Annotated in this window: 22 protein-coding genes; 10 read left to right on the top strand and 12 right to left on the bottom strand. The window is 27.6% G+C overall.

Annotated features, from left to right (window positions below; translation table 11 throughout):
* Positions 1–54 precede the first annotated feature (54 nt).
* The gene (locus tag D9T19_RS12205; RefSeq protein ID WP_121628522.1) at positions 55–351 is read left to right on the top strand and encodes a DUF6272 family protein; all 297 of its coding nucleotides are present in this window, start codon (positions 55–57) and stop codon (positions 349–351) included.
* Here D9T19_RS12205 and D9T19_RS12200 read toward each other — a convergent pair.
* On the bottom strand, positions 308–916 hold the full coding sequence (locus D9T19_RS12200; RefSeq protein WP_121628521.1) for a TetR/AcrR family transcriptional regulator: 609 nt from the start codon (positions 914–916) through the stop codon (positions 308–310). The genes D9T19_RS12205 and D9T19_RS12200 overlap by 44 nt on opposite strands.
* 124 nt (positions 917–1,040) lie before the next feature.
* On the opposite strand from D9T19_RS12200, the gene D9T19_RS12195 reads away from it, so the two are divergent.
* From D9T19_RS12195 to D9T19_RS12160, 8 genes are all read left to right on the top strand, one after another.
* Complete coding sequence (locus D9T19_RS12195) at positions 1,041–1,496, top strand: (2Fe-2S)-binding protein (protein ID WP_121628520.1); 456 nt, start codon at positions 1,041–1,043, stop codon at positions 1,494–1,496.
* A 1-nt stretch (position 1,497) separates the two neighbouring features.
* Positions 1,498–3,630, top strand: coding sequence for a xanthine dehydrogenase family protein molybdopterin-binding subunit (locus tag D9T19_RS12190; RefSeq protein WP_121628519.1), 2,133 nt, complete (start codon positions 1,498–1,500; stop codon positions 3,628–3,630).
* A gap of 4 nt (positions 3,631–3,634) precedes the next feature.
* Positions 3,635–4,525 (top strand): XdhC family protein, encoded by an 891-nt coding sequence (locus tag D9T19_RS12185; protein ID WP_121628518.1) that lies wholly within the window; start codon positions 3,635–3,637, stop codon positions 4,523–4,525.
* Complete coding sequence (locus D9T19_RS12180) at positions 4,512–5,093, top strand: nucleotidyltransferase family protein (RefSeq protein ID WP_121628517.1); 582 nt, start codon at positions 4,512–4,514, stop codon at positions 5,091–5,093. The genes D9T19_RS12185 and D9T19_RS12180 overlap by 14 nt, the downstream gene beginning before the upstream one ends.
* Before the next feature lie 128 nt (positions 5,094–5,221).
* The gene (locus D9T19_RS12175; RefSeq protein WP_121628516.1) at positions 5,222–5,821 is read left to right on the top strand and encodes a TetR/AcrR family transcriptional regulator; all 600 of its coding nucleotides are present in this window, start codon (positions 5,222–5,224) and stop codon (positions 5,819–5,821) included.
* A gap of 192 nt (positions 5,822–6,013) precedes the next feature.
* Entirely contained in the window at positions 6,014–6,178 is a 165-nt protein-coding gene (locus D9T19_RS14905; protein WP_228198006.1) for a hypothetical protein, read from the top strand.
* Positions 6,179–6,185: 7 nt separating this feature from the next.
* Positions 6,186–6,899 (top strand): DNA alkylation repair protein, encoded by a 714-nt coding sequence (locus tag D9T19_RS12165; protein ID WP_121628515.1) that lies wholly within the window; start codon positions 6,186–6,188, stop codon positions 6,897–6,899.
* Between the two features lie 5 nt (positions 6,900–6,904).
* Positions 6,905–7,807 carry a haloalkane dehalogenase gene (locus D9T19_RS12160; RefSeq protein ID WP_121628514.1) on the top strand — a complete coding sequence of 301 codons (903 nt, stop codon included), beginning with the start codon at positions 6,905–6,907 and terminating at the stop codon, positions 7,805–7,807.
* A gap of 421 nt (positions 7,808–8,228) precedes the next feature.
* On the opposite strand, the gene D9T19_RS12155 is transcribed toward D9T19_RS12160, so the two are convergent.
* The gene (locus tag D9T19_RS12155; RefSeq protein WP_121628513.1) at positions 8,229–9,509 is read right to left on the bottom strand and encodes a restriction endonuclease; all 1,281 of its coding nucleotides are present in this window, start codon (positions 9,507–9,509) and stop codon (positions 8,229–8,231) included.
* Between the two features lie 243 nt (positions 9,510–9,752).
* The gene (locus tag D9T19_RS12150) at positions 9,753–10,445 is read right to left on the bottom strand and encodes a hypothetical protein (RefSeq protein ID WP_121628512.1); all 693 of its coding nucleotides are present in this window, start codon (positions 10,443–10,445) and stop codon (positions 9,753–9,755) included.
* Positions 10,446–11,199: 754 nt separating this feature from the next.
* On the opposite strand from D9T19_RS12150, the gene D9T19_RS12145 reads away from it, so the two are divergent.
* Positions 11,200–11,826 carry a hypothetical protein gene (locus tag D9T19_RS12145; RefSeq protein ID WP_121628511.1) on the top strand — a complete coding sequence of 209 codons (627 nt, stop codon included), beginning with the start codon at positions 11,200–11,202 and terminating at the stop codon, positions 11,824–11,826.
* Positions 11,827–11,975: 149 nt separating this feature from the next.
* Here the strand turns inward: D9T19_RS12145 and D9T19_RS12140 are convergent, their stop codons facing one another.
* The 9 genes from D9T19_RS12140 to D9T19_RS12100 all read right to left on the bottom strand — a co-directional run bounded on the left by D9T19_RS12140 (position 11,976) and on the right by D9T19_RS12100 (position 20,057).
* Entirely contained in the window at positions 11,976–12,398 is a 423-nt protein-coding gene (locus D9T19_RS12140) for a hypothetical protein (protein WP_121628510.1), read from the bottom strand.
* A 24-nt stretch (positions 12,399–12,422) separates the two neighbouring features.
* Positions 12,423–13,187 carry a hypothetical protein gene (locus D9T19_RS12135; RefSeq protein WP_121628509.1) on the bottom strand — a complete coding sequence of 255 codons (765 nt, stop codon included), beginning with the start codon at positions 13,185–13,187 and terminating at the stop codon, positions 12,423–12,425.
* Positions 13,188–13,595: 408 nt separating this feature from the next.
* Entirely contained in the window at positions 13,596–14,351 is a 756-nt protein-coding gene (locus tag D9T19_RS12130) for a nucleotidyl transferase AbiEii/AbiGii toxin family protein (protein WP_121628508.1), read from the bottom strand.
* The gene (locus D9T19_RS12125; RefSeq protein WP_121628507.1) at positions 14,344–14,865 is read right to left on the bottom strand and encodes a hypothetical protein; all 522 of its coding nucleotides are present in this window, start codon (positions 14,863–14,865) and stop codon (positions 14,344–14,346) included. Before D9T19_RS12125 ends, D9T19_RS12130 begins: the two co-directional genes overlap by 8 nt.
* Before the next feature lie 418 nt (positions 14,866–15,283).
* The gene (locus D9T19_RS12120) at positions 15,284–17,461 is read right to left on the bottom strand and encodes a heavy metal translocating P-type ATPase (protein ID WP_121628506.1); all 2,178 of its coding nucleotides are present in this window, start codon (positions 17,459–17,461) and stop codon (positions 15,284–15,286) included.
* Positions 17,462–17,463: 2 nt separating this feature from the next.
* Entirely contained in the window at positions 17,464–17,820 is a 357-nt protein-coding gene (locus D9T19_RS12115) for an ArsR/SmtB family transcription factor (RefSeq protein WP_121628505.1), read from the bottom strand.
* A 1-nt stretch (position 17,821) separates the two neighbouring features.
* Positions 17,822–18,028 carry a heavy-metal-associated domain-containing protein gene (locus D9T19_RS12110; protein WP_121628504.1) on the bottom strand — a complete coding sequence of 69 codons (207 nt, stop codon included), beginning with the start codon at positions 18,026–18,028 and terminating at the stop codon, positions 17,822–17,824.
* Positions 18,029–18,108: 80 nt separating this feature from the next.
* Positions 18,109–18,876, bottom strand: coding sequence for a serine O-acetyltransferase (gene cysE / locus D9T19_RS12105; RefSeq protein WP_121628503.1), 768 nt, complete (start codon positions 18,874–18,876; stop codon positions 18,109–18,111).
* Positions 18,867–20,057 carry a MalY/PatB family protein gene (locus D9T19_RS12100; RefSeq protein WP_121628502.1) on the bottom strand — a complete coding sequence of 397 codons (1,191 nt, stop codon included), beginning with the start codon at positions 20,055–20,057 and terminating at the stop codon, positions 18,867–18,869. Before D9T19_RS12100 ends, cysE begins: the two co-directional genes overlap by 10 nt.
* Positions 20,058–20,061: the final 4 nt, after the last annotated feature.

Raw genomic sequence — 20,061 nt, 5'->3', positions numbered from 1 at the left:
ATATGGCATATAAAGTGGCATATCTTCTATTAAGTCGAACTTACTCAAAACATAATGAACTACACAAAATCACATGACTTACATTTTAAAGACATTAGACCTGCTGGTTCTAAAAAAGTAACTCAAGATAAAGAGAAGATAGAATCAAGAATGTCTGATATAAAAGAACTTGATGTAGCTGGGATTAAAAAAAGATATATAGAGTTTAGACGTATTGGGAGAGATACTCAGGATAAAGGTGCTGGAATTGGTCTTTATAAGATAGCTCCAAATATCCAATGTGAGTTCAAAGCTATAAATAAATATACTATTTACCATAAGTGCTTGTTATCATATGAACAGCAGCTTTAATTACTTCTTCACCTTCTTTTTTAGACAGTATTGGTGCGCCATAAAGTTGGGGATAAAAAGCAAAAGATTTTATCATTCCTATAAATTGTGTTGATAAAAAAGAGCTGCTTTCAAAATCTAACTTATTATCTTTTTTAGCTTCTTCAAACCATTGTGATGCCATTAACATACAGTTTTCGCTCATTTGAGATAAAAGTTTTTCTCCAACATCATTTTTTTGAATCATTACAACGGTTACAATTTGTATTAAGGTGATATTTTCTTCGCAGGATAAAAAATCTAACTCTTTTCTAGCCATATCCATAAGTTGGTTATCAATATTCTGATTTTTATCGTAAGAATATGTAAAACTCTCATCCATTCTGAGCTTTAATATATTGGCTATTTCTAAAAATAGTTCTTCTTTATTTTTAAAATGATTGTATACAGTTGCTTTGGAAACATTGGCTTCTTTTGATATGTTATCCATACTTGAGCCTTCAAATCCATTTTTATAAAACTCTTGTATTGAAGCTTTTAAGATAGCTTTTCTTTTCTCTAGATTAAGGGGTCTGTTTCTTTTCATAAATCATTGTATCAAAAGTGAACTAATTTATAACTAAACTAAGTAGTGTAGTTTAATAAAAACACAAGCTTTCTTCTACTAGACTTATCAGTATAGTTTAAGAGTATTAATACAAGGAAATAAAATGTCTACAAAAATAACTATTGATAAAAAAAGTTATGATTTAACTATTAACCCAGAGACTCCATTGCTTTGGGCTTTAAGAGATCATTTAAATTTGACAGGAACAAAGTTTGGCTGTGGTGTTGGACAATGTGGAGCATGTACAGTACTTGTAGATGGCGTTGCCACTAGAAGTTGTATCACACCAATTAACACGATTAACAATAAAAAAATTACAACAATTGCAACAAATAGCGATAAAACAGTTCAAAAATTACAGAAGTTCTGGGTTCAAGAAGATGTAGTTCAATGTGGATATTGTCAATCAGGACAAATCATGAATGCTTCAGGTCTTTTAAAAGCAAACAGTAAACCAAGTGATGATGAAATCATATCAGCAATGAATGGTAATATTTGTAGATGTGGAACATATAACAAAATTAAAACAGCTATTAAAGCTGCAACAGTAGAGGTGTAAGATGGAAAGAAGAGAATTTTTAAAAACAAGTTCAGTTGCAGCTTCAGCTTTTGTTATTGGATTTTATATTCCAACTAAAACTAGAGCCTCTGATGCAAAAGCTAAAGAAAAAGTTTTACAACCAAACTCTTTTGTTGAAATTAGTTCTGATAATACAATTAATTTTATTATGGGACAAGTTGAAATGGGACAAGGTACATATACAACACTAGCTATGTGTATTGCAGAAGAGTTAAATGTAGATTGGGAAGAAATAAATATAAAAGCTGCTCCTGTAGCTCCTGTATACAATCACGTATGGGGACCTCTTATGATTACAGGTGGTTCTTCTTCTATTTGGGCAAAACAATTAGAGATGAGAAAGATTGGTGCAGCATTAAATATTATGATAAAAGAAGTAGCTTCAAAAAAATGGAAAGTAAGAACTTACGATGTTGAAACAAAAAACTCAAAAGTTATCAATAAAAAAACAAAAGAAGAATTTACTTTTGGAGAATTAATAGCTGATTTAGCCTCTATAAAGGTTCCAAATGACCCTAAAATAAAAGATTTAAAAGATTGTAAAATTGTAGGAAAAGCTCACTCTAGACACCCAAAAGAGGCTTGGGCAAAAGTTACTGGAAAAGCTGAATTTGGATTAGATGTTAGAGTTGAAGGTATGAAATACGCAGCAGTTTTACACCCAAGTGTTTTTGGCTCAAAAGTTAAAAGTTTTGATGCAAAGAAAGCAGAGAAAAGAGATGGAGTAATTAAAGTAAAACAAATACCCTCAGGAATAGCAGTTATTGCGGATACATGGTTTGTTGCAAAAGAAGCACTGAAAGATATAACAGTTGAATGGGACTTAGGAGAATTTGCAAAAGTAAGTACTTCTGATATGGATAAAGAATATGCTTTAGCCATGGAAAAAGATGGGGCATCTATGAGAAAAGATGGAGATAGTGTAAAAGCATTTAAAGAAGCTAAAAATACTATAGAACTAGATTATGATTTTCCATTCTTAGCACATGCTGCAATGGAACCTTTAGATTTTGTAGCACATCATGATAAAAATAAAGCAACTGTTTGGTCAACTGCTCAGTCACAAACACTTGCCTTTGGTGCAATAATGAAAGTATTAGGTACCAAACCAGAAAATATTACTTATCACACGCCATTTTTAGGTGGTGCATTTGGAAGACGTGGTGCTATTAATCTTGACTTTGTTTTAGAAGGGCTTTTTGTAGCTAAAGATGAGGGTTATCCTATCATGACTTTATGGACAAGAGAAGATGATATTAAACTTGGAAGTTATAGACCAAAATATAAAAATAAAGTTAAATTATCACTTGACGATAATGGAGATATTACTGCATTTGATGCAAAAGTTGTTAGCCAATCTATTTTTAAAGGTTCACCTTTTGCATTTGCTTATGCAAATGGTGTTGATGGAGCACAAAAAGAAGGTTTAGTAGATCATCCTTATAGTATAGACAACCACGATATGCAAGCATATATTATGGAATCTCCAATTCCTGTTCTTTGGTGGAGATCAGTTGGACATACCCAATCAGCACAAACATTAGAGTGTAGTATTGATCAAGCAGCACATATAGCTAAAAAAGATCCAATCGAATATAGAAAGAGTATGTTAACAGATAAAAGGTTTATTAATTTACTTGATGATGTAGCTTCTAAAGCTGATTGGAAAAATAGAAAGATAGAGAAAAATGTAGGTTATGGTGTAGCCATAGTTAAATCATTTGGTTCTATCTGTGCTCAAATTGCAAAAGTACGTGTTACAAAAAATGACTATAAAGTTGAAAAAGTTTGGTGTTCTATTGATTGTGGATTTGCATTTAACCCTCAAAATGTTGAAAATCAAATGATTAGTGGGATTAACTTTGGTTTAGCCACTCTTTTAAGTAGTGAGATTACTATAAAAGATGGTGCAACAGTTCAAAGTAACTTCTATGATTATACAGTAACAAGAATTTCGGATGTTCCTGATATTGAAGTAAGCATTATAAATTCTGGTGAGAAAATTGGTGGTATTGGTGAACCTGGAACTCCTCCAATCTTAGCAGCAGTTCCAAATGCTATATTTGATGCTACTGGAAAACTATACACATCAATGCCAATAAAAATGGTATAAACTTGTGTTTTGTAATAAAGAGTATTTAAAATTTATTGAAAGTAGTAGACAAAAAGGTTTAGATATTGTGGGTGCGAGTGTTATTCAAACACTTGGATCTACTTATTCAAAAGCTGGAAATATGATACTTATAAATTCAAATGAAGAATTTATAGGTGTCTTAGGAAGTCCTTCTTTACATAATAAGATTTATGCTTTTGGTAAAGAAGTTTTACAATCACGTGAGTCTCTACATTTTGAAAATACACCTAAAGATAAGAAATCAGGCCATGGTATTAGTAGATATTTGATTCAGCCTTTTTTTTACGCTGAGAATTATGGTGCCTTAGGTATTTCTCTTGATAATATAGGAAAGACTTTAAGTAGGTCGATTAAAGACTTTAGTTTTGAAATTATTGATGAGAGCATTGAAACAAAACTTGAAAATGAAAGATTTTATCAAACAATTCAAAAGCCATACTCTTTATTGATTTTTGGTTCAGGTTCTCATGTAACATCTTTGATTTCTATGGCAAATTTAATGGCATGGGAAACTACGGTTATTGATAGGGAAATTAAAGAAGAGTATGTAAATGAAGCAGATAATTTAATTAAACTTGAAAATCTTAAAGATATTTTATCCTATGATTTGAGTTCATATAATGCCGCAGTTATTTTAAGTCATTGTCCAAATACCGATGATACCTATTTAGAAGCATTGCTTGATTCAAATGTTGAATATATTGGCATCTTAGGAAATAAAAAGAACATGCAAAAAAAACGAGAACAATTTAATCTTCAGGATGATAAGAGATATTTTGCTCCAGTTGGTTTTGATATTGGTGGTAATACGCACCAATCAATAGCTTTATCAATATGTGCACAAATAGAAGCAAGAAAAAATGGAAAAATCTAATAATCTAGCCGTACTTATTTTAGCTGCTGGTACTTCTTCACGTTTAGGAGAACCTAAACAGTTATTAAAAGTAGGGAATGAAACATTAATTCAAATAGCTGTAAAAAAAGCATTGAAAATAAGCTCTAACGTAAAAGTTGTATTAGGGCATAAAAATGATGAGATTAAAAATGAAATAATTGATTTCCCTATATCAATAATGGTTAACTCAAATTATAAAGAAGGGATGGGAAGTTCTATCTCTTATTGTATACCTTACTTCCTTGAATTTGAAAAGGTACTAATTATGTTATGCGACCAACCCTTAATTCCTTTAAATCATTATCAAAAATTGATTAAGAAATCATCAGAAAATAAAAATTTAATTATATGTTCAAAATATCAAAATAGATTTGCCGTTCCCTCAATATTTCCTAAAATATATTTTAAAATGTTAGAAAATTTAAAAGGCGATAAAGGTGCAAAAAAGTTTCTTGAAGAAAATCCTTTAGATTTTGTATTGTTAGAAGATAAATATTCTATTGATATAGATACAAAAAAAGATTATCTTAATTTTTTAAATACTTAAAGATGGAGTGGTAACATAAATTCATACTTAGAATTTAAAACTATTTAAGTAAAAAAATAGTTTGACTTAATGAATATTAAAGTACCATATGGTACTATAAGACCATAAAACTCAAAAAGGCATATATCATGAGTATAGAAGAAAGTAAACGTTCAAGAGGACGACCAAAAACATTAAATAGAGAGCATATCTTAGATATAAGTATGAAAGCATACTGGGAAGAAGGTATTGAAGTAATATCTCTTAATGAGATATGTAAAAGGGCAAATGTATCTAAGCCTGGGATTTATAGAGAATTTGGAAATGATGATGGCCTATTAAAAGCTGTATTAGAACATTATGAGAAGAATGTAATAACTGAAGTTCAAAAGTTATTTATAGAAGATCTTCCCTTCTGTGATACTTTAGATAAGTTTGTATCAAGGTTAACAGTTAAAAGTACTAATCATGATGGATGTTTATTTATAAAATTGCGTGATTCAAATTATCCTTTAGGTGATGAAACTAAAAAAGAAATTGAGCGTATTCACAAACAATATGTTGAAACATATGAAAAATGGATTCAAAGATCAAAAGAAAATGCTGACTTTACTAAAGACATCTCCTCAAAGCTGGCAGCAAATTATATTGATACCCAAGTAAGTATGGCAATGAACAGAATATCTAATGGTTATGATGTGAAAACTATGAAAGAAATTCTAACTTTATCTTTCTCTATCTTTAAATAAAACCTATCACAAAGAAGAAAAAGATTAGCTCTTTCTCTTCTTTTAAAACCTAAAAACAATAAAATTCAAATAACTCCAAATTAAATAAACAATAAATCTTACAATTAAAGTACTATATGGTATTTTAATTAAGGATATATTAAAGTACCAGGTGGTATCATTCTAAATATAGATAATCAAAAAGGAAAAATTATGAAAAATGTTGAAGGTAAAGTAGTAGTAATTACAGGTGGAAGTAGTGGATTAGGAGAAACTACAGCTATTTCTATAGCTAAAGCAGTAGCGTATGCTATCGAGCAACCAGATGATGTAGATATTAATGAATTAGTAATTCGTCCAACAGTACAAGATTTTTAGAACAGAAATGAAAAACTATCTTCAAGAAATAGAAAAAATCACTTCTAAAGCAGGTGAAACCGTTCCTTTACAAAGGAAATCTTTTAAAAGAGGTTTTTCTTTTAAGCAAATGTCTTTTAATGAACAATTAGAGATATGGAGTTATATATGGACGAACACAAAAGTGTATAGAGCAGAAATGTTTTGTTTGTATTTCTTGGAGGAGCATATTAAAAACAAAGAAAAAATGCTTTCCTCTTGGTCAACGATTAAATTATGGCAAGACAAAATTAATCGTTGGGAAACAAGCGATAGTATTTCAAAAATATATGCTCAGTTAGTAGAATATGATGCAGAACTAATTTTGCCAACGTATAAAAAATGGAATACTTCTAAAAACCCATGGCATAGAAGACAAAGCATAGTGGGTTTACTTTATTATAGCGCACAGAGAAAACACTATTTGCCTTTCCAGGTACTTATAGATTTGGTAGCACCTTTAATTTCTGACAACGCTTATTATGTGGAGAAAGGCGTGGGTTGGACTCTTAGAGAAATAGGAAATATATACCCTAAAGAACAGGAAGAATTTCTATTTAAAAATGCAACTAAAATTTGTGCTTATGGATATAGTGCAGGTACAGAAAAGTGGGATAAAACAAAACGAGAAAAACTGAAGGAAGTTAGAAAAGTAGCAAGATTTCTAAACCGCAAAAATTCAATTTCAAAATTAAAAAGGTAAAAAATATGAAAAACAACAAACAAATATCAGCAGCGTTTCCTTTTGAATCTAAATTTCAAGAAGTATTAGGTTCTAAAATGCATTATGTAGATGAAGGAGATAAAAATTCAAAAGACACTTTTTTACTAATACACGGAAATCCTACTTCAAGTTATTTATGGAGAAATATCATTCCGCATGTAAGTCCATTAGGTCGAGTAGTTGTTCCAGATCTTATTGGAATGGGTAAGTCTGACAAGCCCGATATAGATTATACGTTTGAAGACCATATTACATATTTAGATGCGTTTATTGAAAAATTAGCTTTAAAAAATATCATTCTTATAATACAAGATTGGGGTTCTGCTTTAGGTTTTAACTATGCCAATCAGCACAGAGAAAATGTAAAAGGGATTGTTTTTTTTGAAGCTATGTCTCAAGTTTCTTATTGGAAAAATACAACTAAAGAGACCGAAACATTATTTAAAAAATTTCGTGACCCAATAGAAGGACATGAAATGATCGTTAAAAACAACTTCTTTATTGAAGCTATGCTACCTATGATGGCGGGCAGAGAATTAACTAAAGAAGAAATGGATCATTACCGAGCTCCTTATTTGGAAGAAAAGAGCCGTAAACCACTATTAGTTTGGCCTGGCCAAATTTCGTTTGATGGCGTTCCAAAATTTACCACTGACATTGTTAATTCATATACTGAATACCACAAAAATTCAGATGTTCCTAAGTTGTTGTTTTATGCAGAACCAGGACTAATAATTAATCGAGAATTAGGTGAGCATATAGCTGAAACTTGGGAAAATATTACTGCAGTAGATTTAGGTGAAGGAAAGCATTATCTACAAGAATCACATCCACACGAAATTGGGGAAGGTATTGTAGATTGGTATAAAAAAATATTAAATAAATAAAAAGATGCAATTCCTGCTGTTTCTATAGCTAAAACAGTAGGGTATGCAATAGAACAATCAGGTGATGTTGGAAAGGTAACTTAAATTCATACTCGTGATTAAAAGTATATAAGTTAAAACAAGAAGTTCAAGAACCTGTACTTATTGAACATGCTCCAAATTTCAAGTCTTTTTGGAACAAGCTCAAAAGTAGTTAAAACTGTTCCAAAAATAAGAGGTTGAGGAAGAGACTGATCAAAATTTAATGTCCTAATTTCAATTACCACTCCAGGTTTTGGTGTATCAATTATTTATGACATATTAGTAGGTATTACTTCTATCTTTTTTTAGTAATTAAAAAAACATTAACTTATTATAGTAAATGTGATTGAAAAACACAACTTTTCAACAATTCCAAAATACAAATAGTTACATATCTTTACTATGAATCAACAATTTGTGAAAATGAAATATCATTAGATAAAAATTGCATCAATCTAAAATTATCCCACAATTCAATGTCATTACTATCAGCTAGTTTTATTGCACTATTTAAAAAAGTACTATTGGTAATGACAATACCTAAATCACCATTATAGTGTGCCAAAGCACCTACAACTTCTTGAATAGCTTTTAAATTCACCTTGCTTTTGAATCTTTTACATTGGATAATAAACCTTGTTTCATCTTGCGTTTCAATAATAATATCTGCACCATAATCACCAGTAATAGGGGTAGCTATTGTTTTAAAACCTAACTCTTTAAATTTGTTTATTAATAATATTTCAAATTCTTGTCCAGTTAATTTATTTATATTTTCTATATCTATATTATCAGCAGTCAACTTATTAATCATAAATATCTTTTGAATTTCATTTAACCCCAATTTAATGAATGGATATGTTGGTTCAATTTTTGTAATATTATTTATAATTAGTGTTGCATTATCAGAATCTTTAATTTTTATATAATATTCTGCTAAAAGTACTAAGAATTCTATATTATCATTTGCTAATTCTAATTCATCATAATACTTAGCAAGTATATCTATTCTTTCTAATGAAACAAAAGCTTTAATATAATTATTAATTATTAAATCATAATCAGAGTTATTATCACCACATCCACCAAAATAATTCAATAAATATAGTGACATAATCGGCTTATTTTGCTTAATTAATTTTTCTATATACTTATTAAATTTAATATAGTTATCATTTTTCAAAATATGTTTTGATTCTGTAAATTCAGGCTTTGTTTGAAAATCAAAATTTTTATAATCTTTTAAAATTTGAGAAGTTTCAAATATTAAAATTACTATATTTATTATCTTTGATACACTGTTCTCATCTGTATTGATTAAAATTTTCATTGACTTATAATCTAACTGTTCAATAAAAATAAGTAGAATCTTTCTTATCTGAGAAAAATATAGTTTATCTAATATTTTCAGTAGTTCTAATTTTGTCTTTTCTTTAATTAATAGTTTTAATATTTCAACAATCTTTTCTTTGGGAAATTCGGGGTAGCAATAAAAATCAAAATGACTTAGAAAATATTCTATAATGTAAGAATCATTATTCCTAAATTCCTTGTTTTTATATAATTCTAACAGAAGAAAGTCATATTTCCAATAATACCCACCACTAATGCTATTTAGTCTAGAACACAAAGGATTTTTCTTAAAATTATTTTCTAAAAAAAGTTCGAATTCATTTTTCATCTATTTCCCATTCTTATTAATTTAATAACCAAATATAACTCATTAATCCTTAACTAAAAGTTATATATTCTATAGTTAAACAAACTGTCTTAAGTTACTTCTGATTTTTTAAACTTTTTATAAAGTTAATAAAATTCTCTACATCTTCAACTATTGATTTATCGTATTCTTCATCACGAATAATTTTGATTCAAAAATAGACACATTAATTTTGCATTTTTTGATTTGAATTAGTATTTCACTTTATAAATACTGATTCATTTCTGTAATGATTTTAGCTTGTAAGCTCGAACACATATTTTTTAGTACAGATGCTTCGAATTTTGCATTTTCTTTATACATTGGATAATCTTGTCCTCTTACACTAGTGGAAGAAGGTATTAGTATGTTACCTTTCTCATCACTAAATACATTTTTTCGTGAATCGTCAATTCTATTTTGAAATTTTTCAAAATCAGGTAATAATTTTGGTGTATAAATTGTACATAATAATTTTATATGTTGGAGACTTCTAGAATCTAGTTCTCGTTTTTCTATAATTTCTTGATTTATATTCTCAAAAACTTTATGAAGCTCTAATGAGATTATTTCTAGTTTTCCTAAATATGTTTGTTTTTTTGCATTTTCATTTGTATTTTCTATATTTGCAATAACAGAGAATGATGCTAACAAAGCCGATATTAAAACACCTATTGGCGTTAATGCTTTCATAATATCAGTATATTCGCCATTAACTATGCTGATAAAAATTGAATAAAGCATAACTAGAAATAAAAAGTAGCCTATACCTCTAAATAGCTTTAATTTTTGAGTTGTTGATGGGGTCTGTTCATTAAATAAATCGTCAAACCATTCTATTTTTTGTTTATGTGAAATTATAAAATACATTAATCCTATAAAGATAACAAGCCAAAAAATAAAACTTATAAAACTCATACTATTTCCTTGATTTAAATTTGATAATCTAAGAATATCATTTTTTCTCATAATATCATATAATAACTATTTTATTATTATTTTATAATTGTTGTGACATATATCAAACAGCATATAGATTATCAATTCACTCAAAGTCTTTTCTGATTTATAGAATATTAAATGTAAAAAAGTGGTGTACTTTTTCTTTGTACATATGAGAATTATAAATTTTATTTTAATTGCTAGTTAAAGTTGATAAATAGAATGTAATAATATTTAATCTTAAAAACTGCTCTATATTTGTATGAGGATTGATTTTTATTATTTATATCTAGAAAATGGTTTTAGGGTAAGTATAGGGTAGTTTTTTTTGAAAGAGCAGTTTATGTTTTTTACATCTCAGAATCTTTTAATTCTGAGATAAAACAATAAGTCCCACAATCTGTACTTATTGAACATGCTCCAAATTTCAAGTCTTTTTGGAACAAGCTCAAAAGTAGTAAAAACTGTTCCGAAAGTTAGAGTTTGTTGAACCATTGACTTCAGAATTTTTTGTCCTATAAACTGTAGCCTGATCATTTTTATCTGGTACTATTAATTCTATTACTAATATATGAAATTAAAGTTATATTTGTTGATTATAGAGTTCTCATCTAATTAAAAAGATGGAAGCTCTACCATCAAAAAAAACTTCTAAAACTTCTTAATAAAAAATAGGATTAATATTTAAAATTTATATATAATCAAAAAAAAACAAAGGAGAATATTTATAATGAAACTTTTTAAAGACTTAGAACAAGAACAAGCCATGGCAGATATCTTTATACTTATTAGTGGTGTATTTTTTACTGGATTTACATATGCTACATATACTAAATCCTACAACTTTTTTTATTTTTTTATATCGGTTATTTTTATTACTAGTGCTATTGCAGCTTATATTATATATTTTAAAATAGATAAAAAGGATGTGGAAACTAGAAAGAAATATCTAACAATAAATAGACTACACTTTATAAGTGAAGTTCTTATCTCATATGGTTTTGCATTAATATTAATTAGTCTTTTTTTCTTTTATCAAAACGAAAATAAAAAAAATGAAATAGTAAATTCATATGAAAAATCAAATATACGTAGTATTAATTATATGAAAAATAAACAAGAAGAATTTACTAATAAACATTTTTCAATTGATGATCTAAAAGAAGATGATTATCTAATTATACGAAAGAGTTCTAATAAAATTTATTTATTAAAAACTACAAAAAATGAAATTCTTGAAATGCAATTTAACCAATTTAAAGAAGATAGATATTACTACTTCTTTATATTCATATTAGGATTAATTTTTATATCTGCAGCATTTGTAATAAATTCTATAAAAGAAAAAAAGAAGTAGATTCCAATTAGTATTTATATTGTACCACTTGGAGTTTGTTCAACAATTCAAGTCTTTTTGGAACAAATTTTTCATTAGTAAAAACTGCTCCAAAAGTAAGAGGTTGTGGAACGTTTGACTTGAGAAATAGTTTTGCTCGGGAGGGTAAACTATTTCTCTCCAAGTGCTTCTTTTCTTTTCGTTAAAGTTTCTTTAGCACTATTAATAGCTTTAGTAACTTCACCATTTGGTTTTTCTCTTAATTTTTGTTCTGCTTCAAGAGCAGATATAAAATTTGATATGTATTTTTCATTTTCTAATTCAAATAAGACTTTAAACATAGCTTTTGCATTTGTTCCAGCAACTTTCATATAACCTGGTTTAGCATGAAGCAATCTAGCTCTGGTTGCTTTAACATAACGATTAATTCCTTTGCTAACATTTTCTAGACCATTTTCATTATATTTTTTTATACCATCATTAATACTCTTTTTATTTAAGGCACAAGCAATTTCTACCTCGGCAATAATTTTATGTTGTTCTGGTGTATTTTGCATATTTGTCCTTATATCTTCTTTTAATTTTGTACTCATTAATCATTCCATATGGTAATTTAATTATTCTAAAATATACTTATTATTTTGAAATACATATAATCGTTTACTATAAAACTTTTTCAAATCTTTAAGTCCTTTTTTTTCAATTAATAAATCATAGTGTTTTTTATTCTTATTAATTATAGATAAAGTCCCTTGCCAGTTATTATGTTCTTCATTCTCTTCATAAACACCTGTATCATCAAAAGCAAAATCTTCTTGAAGTATTTCTGAGAATTTATCATTTTTAAATGATTCTATTAGTAGCTTTGTTTCAGTATATCCATTTTGACTATAACTAAAAATATATTTAAATGCTATATCATTTTTACCTATTTTAATTAACTCAGGAATTGGGAAACTTCCCCATGTACCTAGAGTAAAATCTCTATTAAGTATTTTACTTTGAATTGTCCATTTATCGTTTTCTTCTTTTAAATGAAACCAATTCATTTTTGGGATACAAATATGACAATCAAAGTCTTCTAATGAAGAAGAAATTAGAAAAAGAAGTTCATTTTTATTTATTTCATATCTTTTTTGTAATTTATGAATAATTTCACTATTATCCTTATTTTCAAAATAAGATTTATTTTCCCCATATTTTTCAAGTTCAAGTATGATAATCTTTTCAAATAGGGAATCTTTTTCTTTTTCTGCTTGTTCTTGTTCAATCATTACTTTTAATTGTTTATCGTTTGGTATTAGTTCCTCAATACTTTTCATTTTTTCATTTCCAAATAAGAAACAAGCAGTTATGAGTATGACTATTGTTAATTTAAGCATTTATTATCCTATTTAATATTTAAATAATGATATATCATCATTTTCTTTTTTATAATATTTACTATTAGTATTATAATACAAATGAATCCACTATACAATTTTTGATACATATTTTGTAGTATCATTTATTAAATCTGTATTTATAATTTCTTTATTTTGCAAGTACCTAATAGCTCCTAAACATATTGTGGAGAGGTAACTAAAATTCATACTAAGAATTTAAAAGATTCTGAGATAAAACAAGAAGTCCCACAACCTGTACTTTTTGAGTTTGTTCAAAAATTCAACTATTTTTGTAACAGGCTTTCCATTTGTAAAAACTGCTCCAACTTTTTGTCCGCATCCCCGACTGTTCAGTATTTTGTGTCCTATCTCTTATTGATAGAGAAACCTTTATTATACCCTCTATTAAGTTAATGAAGTATAGACATATTTTTCTATCTCAATATACTCTTCACTTGATAATTCATAAGGTATGTCATAAGCTCCACAGATATTTTCAAGTAAGTCATACAGATATTCAATAGTATTATTAGATAAAAACTTATACACACTATTTGGATTCATTTGTTGTATCTCTTCTAGGTATAAATCTTTTAATGATTGGTTATTAAAGATATTTGATACAGTTTCAAAAAGAGTAATGACTTTGTCTTTTGTTAGAAGTGTTTTTGTTAAAATATCAGGCTCTTTGTTAAATGCAATTGCAATATCAAATAAATCTCTTGAATTACCTTTATCAGCTCTATAATAAATCTTCTTAGCAATAATCTCTTCTACCGTATCAATTAAAAGTTCATGTCCCCATAGCTTAACTTTTTGACATGGATTATGTGATTTCTTTATAACATCAAAGATCTGAATCTTACAATCTTCATCAATAACTATTTCAGAGTAAATAGGATGGCTTCTAAAATTACCTTCATATCCAATTGCTTTCATTGCAGTTTTTACTTCTTCACTCCAATTAGATTCTTTGAGTAGATGTTTTTTATCTTCTTCATCATATATAAAAATATCAATATCCGTTGAGTATCTATGATTCCAATAATAAGAAGCCAATGCAGTACCACCACCAAGTGTTGATACTTTATTTAAGTTATTCTCTTCCAAAAGTAGAAGTATTGTATCAAGCATAGCTTTTTGTTTAGAAAAATCATACATGAGTTAAGTTTCTTCTATCTAGAATATTTTGTAAAGCAGATGGTATAGTTTTTTTATTCTCTATATTTGAATCAATATGTTTTAGTCTAAATCTGCTATCCCAAGTTTTCGCAATACCTTTTAAAGTTCTAAAAGGTGAAGAAGTATATATACTTTTTATATTTCTTTTTGATACATTAAAAATTTTGATAAATTCATCTAACTCACTTGCTTCAAGTTCTTTAAAAAATTTTGCATATATACTTTGTTCTCTAATTGTTGCTTTATGATAATCTTTTTTATCAAAAGCTTTTCTAATATCATATTCTGTAAATTTTGAGGTTTTATCAATATTTCTGTTTAGGATGTGAAAGAATCTATGATTAGTTTTTTTACTTAGTTTACTTTGCACTTCTTTTTCATCAAGATTGATAAGAAGCTGATATAGTTTGTTTCTATTACTATCCTCTTTTTTCCAATCATTAAGTGTTGTAAATGGTATATCTAAATATTTACTAATTTGTACCTGAGTCATTTTTTATCCTTTATATAACTACATTATATATGAATATCGTGATTTTGTCAATTACTATGACACTTCAAGTTTATACTGATCTGTTAAAAGAAGATAGTACAAGAAAAGATGAGTTATTAAAATAGGTTCAACAACCTGTACTTATTGAACATGCTCAAAATTTCAAGTCTTTTTGGAACAAGCTCAAAAGTAGTAAAAACTGTTCCAAAAATAAGAGTTTGAGGAAGAGACTGTTCATAATTCTCGTATAATAAAATATTGAAAATATGATACTGTCTCCTGTTTAACGTTAATAGATCATGATCATGAACAATGTGGGTTTAAAAAAGATTACGAGGGATCTATACCTTATATTTTCAGTATATTTTAACTGGGTCATAATCTTTTTTTAGGTGATACAATTAATATATCTTTTTACTTATAAAGTTTTTAGTTTTAATCTTAACGAGTTTAATACAACTGTTACAGAGCTAAAACTCATAGCAATCCCTGCATACATTGGTGTCAGAATAATTCCAAAAAAAGGAAATAAAACTCCTGCAGCAATAGGTATACCTACTGTATTATAAGCAAATGCCCAGAATAGATTTTGTTTTACTATTTTCATAGTTTCTACTGATAAATTAATACTTTTTATTACAGATTTTAGTTCATTGTTAATAAGAACAATATCTCCAGCATCTTTACTTATATCAGAACCTGAATTTAATGTTATTCCAATATTTGCTTGTTTTATAGAAGGGGCATCATTTATTCCATCTCCTATAAACATAACTTTTGATTTTTCTTGAAGTCTTTTTATTACCTCATATTTTTCTGTGGGTATTACTTGTGCATAAACTTCATCTATTTGAAGTTTTTTTGCAATTTTAGAAGCTGTAATTTTATTATCACCTGTTAATAATACAGGTTTAATCCCCATTGATTTTAAATCTTTTATAACTTCAATTGCATCATCCCTAAGTTCATCTTCTAAAGAAAAAGAGCCAACAGTTTTTTTATCAATTGAAACTAATATAACTCCATTTGACTTGTTTAACTCTTGTTCATAAAAACTCAAATGTTCTTTTGAAATCAAGGCTTCATTATCATCTAATAATTTTTTATTTCCTAATAAATATTCTACATTATCAATTATTACTTTTATTCCTTGACCAGGTATTATATCTATGTCTTCAATTTTATTACTACAAGATATATTTTTATTTTCTATAAATGAAACAATAGCTTTAGAAATTGGATGTTCACTATATTTTTCGATTGAACCAATTATTTTAAAATATTTTTCATCTATATCTGTATTTGAAACAGAAATTTCACCTTTTGTTAAAGTTCCAGTTTTATCAAATACTGCATATTCTATCTCTTTTATTTGTTCAAGAATTTCAGGATTTTTTATTAATATTCCTTCTTTTGCTCCACGGCTAACCGAACTTACTATTGCAATTGGAGTTGCTAATCCCAAAGCACAAGGACAAGAGATAATAAGAACAGAAATACTTGCAATTATTGCATTTTGGAAATCACCTAAAACTACTCCCCAAACTAAAAAAGTCAAAATAGAGATGATTATTACAGACGGTACAAATATATTTGCAATTTTATCTGCAAATCTACTTATAGGTATTTGTTTGCTTTGAGCAGATTTTAAAAGAGTAATTATTTTAGATAAAGTTGTATCTGATGATTCTTTTATAACTTGTATTGTAATGACACCATTAGTATTCAGAGTTCCAGCTAAAACTTCGTCTCCCATCTGTTTAAAAACGGGTAAAGATTCCCCTGTAATCATCGCAGTATTTATATCTGCACTTCCTTCAATAATCAATCCATCTACTGGTATTTTTTCACCTGTTTTAACTAAGACTTTATTTTCTAGTTTTAGTTCTTTTACGGGAATTACTTTTATTTGATGATTTTTATCTAATAAATTTGCATTTTCAGGAGCAAGTTTCATAAGGTTTTTTAAAAAATCACTAGCTTTTTGTTTTGAATTTTCTTCTAAAAATCTTCCAAGTATTACAAAACTTATAATAACAGCCGCACCATCAAAATACATAAACCTTAGATGTTCAGGGAAAAGTGAAGGGAGGAAGACCACAAAAGAAGAATAAAAATATGCAGCACTAGTTCCTAGAGCTACAAGTACATTCATGTCATAATTTCTATTTCTAACTGCTTTATAAGCTAGTTTATAAAATCTTGCTCCACAATAGAACTGTACAATTGAAGCTAGTATAAATATTAAGTATGTATTTAAAGGAGTTTCAAAAATATTAGAAAAGGCTAAAATAAAAATTGCAATTGTAATAGAAATAGAAGTAATAAAAAGATTTTTTAATTCTTTGAAACTTTTCATTTGTTCTGCTTCAAGCGCTTTTGTATCTTCTTCAACTTTGTATCCAAGTTTTTCAATTTGTGAAATTAATTTTTCTTTTGAGTAAAGCTTTGAATCAATTTGAAACTCACCCTCACTAGAAGCAAAACTTACATGTGTTTCTAAAATACCTTTTTGTCTACTTAAAAACTTTTCAATACCATTGGAACAGTTAACACAAGTCATTCCTGAGATATTGAGGTTTATTTTCTTTGTCATTTTTACTCCTTATTTTCTTTGAGTAATACTTTTAATAATTCTTTTATATATTCATCTTTAATGTAATAAAAAGACATCTTTTTATCTTTTTTAAAATCTACAATTCCATATTTTTTCAAAACTCTTAATTGATGGGAGACGTACGATTGCTCTAATTCTAATACATTAACCATTTCACCTACACAAATTTCATAGTCTAATAGTGCATATAGAATTTTTATTCTAGTTGAATCACCTAATGCCTTAAATATATTTGATATTCCAGAAAGTTCCTTTTCATTTGGTAAATTATCTTGTATATCACCAAGATAACTTACCCCTTCACAACAAGAACGAATTAGTTTTTCTGATTTATTCATATTAAGCTTCAATGATTTCAAATCCAAGTTCTGTCATCTCTTTTTTAAATTCTGTTTCTTGTGTATCATCTTTTATTTCAACAGTAACTTCTTTTGGAGTTGTTTCTAAATTTACTTCAATCTCTCCAAAAATATCTTCTAATGAGACTTTTATCAAGTTTGCACAACTTGAACAAGCTATATTATTTGCTTTAAATGTTTTTTTCATATTTAACCTTAGTATGTAATATTATTCATATGATAATTATATCATATGAATATCATACTTGTCAAATATAATTCTATTTCTTAGCTTGCTTTTCTGCTTTCAATAGTTTGATTTGAATCTTTCATATCATAGATGAAATTTTTATAGATTGATTCCAAATTATTATTCTCTTTTTCTAAATCAATACATTCTTGTTTCTTAAGTGAATGTTCTACTAAAGCAACTTTTTTTATTAAAAAATCAAACATCTCTTTATTAAAATCAGGCAGGTCAGCGTGATTTAGTTTTTCACTACTATCTTTTCTCTTGATTACTTTTGCAGGTATTCCAACTGCTGTTGAATTTTCTGGTACATCTCTTACTACAACTGAATTTGCTCCAATCTTACTATTTTTACCTACGGTAATATTTCCTAATACTTTTGCACCGCTTCCTATTACGGAATTTGTTTTAATAGTTGGATGACGTTTTCCTTTATTTAAACTAGTTCCTCCAAGAGTTACACCTTGATAAATAAGAACATCATCTTCAATAATTGTGGTTTCTCCAATAACAACGCCAATTCCATGGTCTATAAAAACCCTTCTTCCAATTGTCGCTGCTGGGTGAATATCCATTTTACAAAAGAACTGTGATATACCCATTATGATTCTTGCTGTTAATTTAAAATTGCGTTTATAAAATCTATTTGCAAATCTATGATTAATAATTGCCCAAACTCCTGGATAATTAAATAATAACTCAATAGAGGAGTTTAAAGCTGGGTCATTTTTTTTGGGAACACCAAAGTCTTCTTTTATTTGTTTCCATAAGCTTAATGGTTTATTCTCTTTATTAGTTAACAACATCTTGCTGGTTCTTTAGTAGTTACAAGATTAACTGCTTTTCTTAATTTTTCTAAACCTTCTTCAATCACATCTTTAGTTGTTGCAATATTCATTCTTAAAAAACTACTACCAGCCTCTCCAAACCAAAAACCAGGATTTAATGCAATTCCTTCATCAACTAAAAGCTGATTAAATTCTTTTTCATCAACATTCAGTTCTCTAAAATCAAGCCATACTAAATACATGCCTTCAGAGTCAATCATTTTGATTTGTGGAATATTCTTCTTTATATATTCACCGATAAAATCAACACTTTGCTCAACATGAACTAAAAGAGAATTTAACCATTCATCTCCCGTATTATATGCTGTTTGCATTGCAATAGCTTCTAGTGCACTTGTTTTATCCAAATACATATTCATCATATACTTATCAAATTTCTCTAAAACTTCTTTATTTGTGGAATATAAAAAACTACTACTATTTGATGGTAAATTAAATGTTTTAGCCGGTGATAATAAAGAGATAGACATTTCAGATAGTTCTTCTGATATAGAACCATAAGGAACAAAAGAATGCCCTTTAAAGATAATATCACTATGAATTTCATCAGAAATAATATACATATCATTTTCTTTAGCAATTTTACCAATTTTATTTAATTCATCCCTCGTCCATACTCTACCAACTGGATTATGAGGATTACATAGAATAAATACTTTTGATTCTTTTGCTTTTTTCTCAAAATCTTCAAAATCAATTTTATATCTATTGTTTTCTAGCTTTAATTCACTTATTATTAGTTTTCTATCATTGTTTGGAACAATATGTAAAAATTTTGGAAAAGAGGGTGTTAAAACTAAAACTCCATCGTCTTCTTTAGTTAATAGGTTAATTAAGATACTAATAGAAGCCATAATACTTGGACTTGTTCTTAAATACTTACTATCCATTTCCCAATTATGTCTTCTTTTAAACCAAGAAATTATTGATTGTTTAAGTCCATCAATACTTTTTTCATATCCAAAAATACCAGCATCAACTCTTTCATGTAAAGCTTGTTTTACCTCTTGAGTTGTTTCAAAATCCATATCTGCTACCCAAAATGGCAATAAATCTCTTGTTCCAAAATAGTTCTGCTGGAAATTCTCGTCTCTTTTTACTAAATTTACTTTTGTGTGGTCTGCTATTTGATTAAACATTTTT

Origin of the sequence: Poseidonibacter antarcticus, assembly GCF_003667345.1 — a bacterium.
Taxonomy (GTDB): Bacteria; Campylobacterota; Campylobacteria; order Campylobacterales; family Arcobacteraceae; genus Poseidonibacter; species Poseidonibacter antarcticus.
Note: the sequence above shows the minus strand (reverse complement) of the source record. Positions and strands in the feature narration are given on the sequence as shown.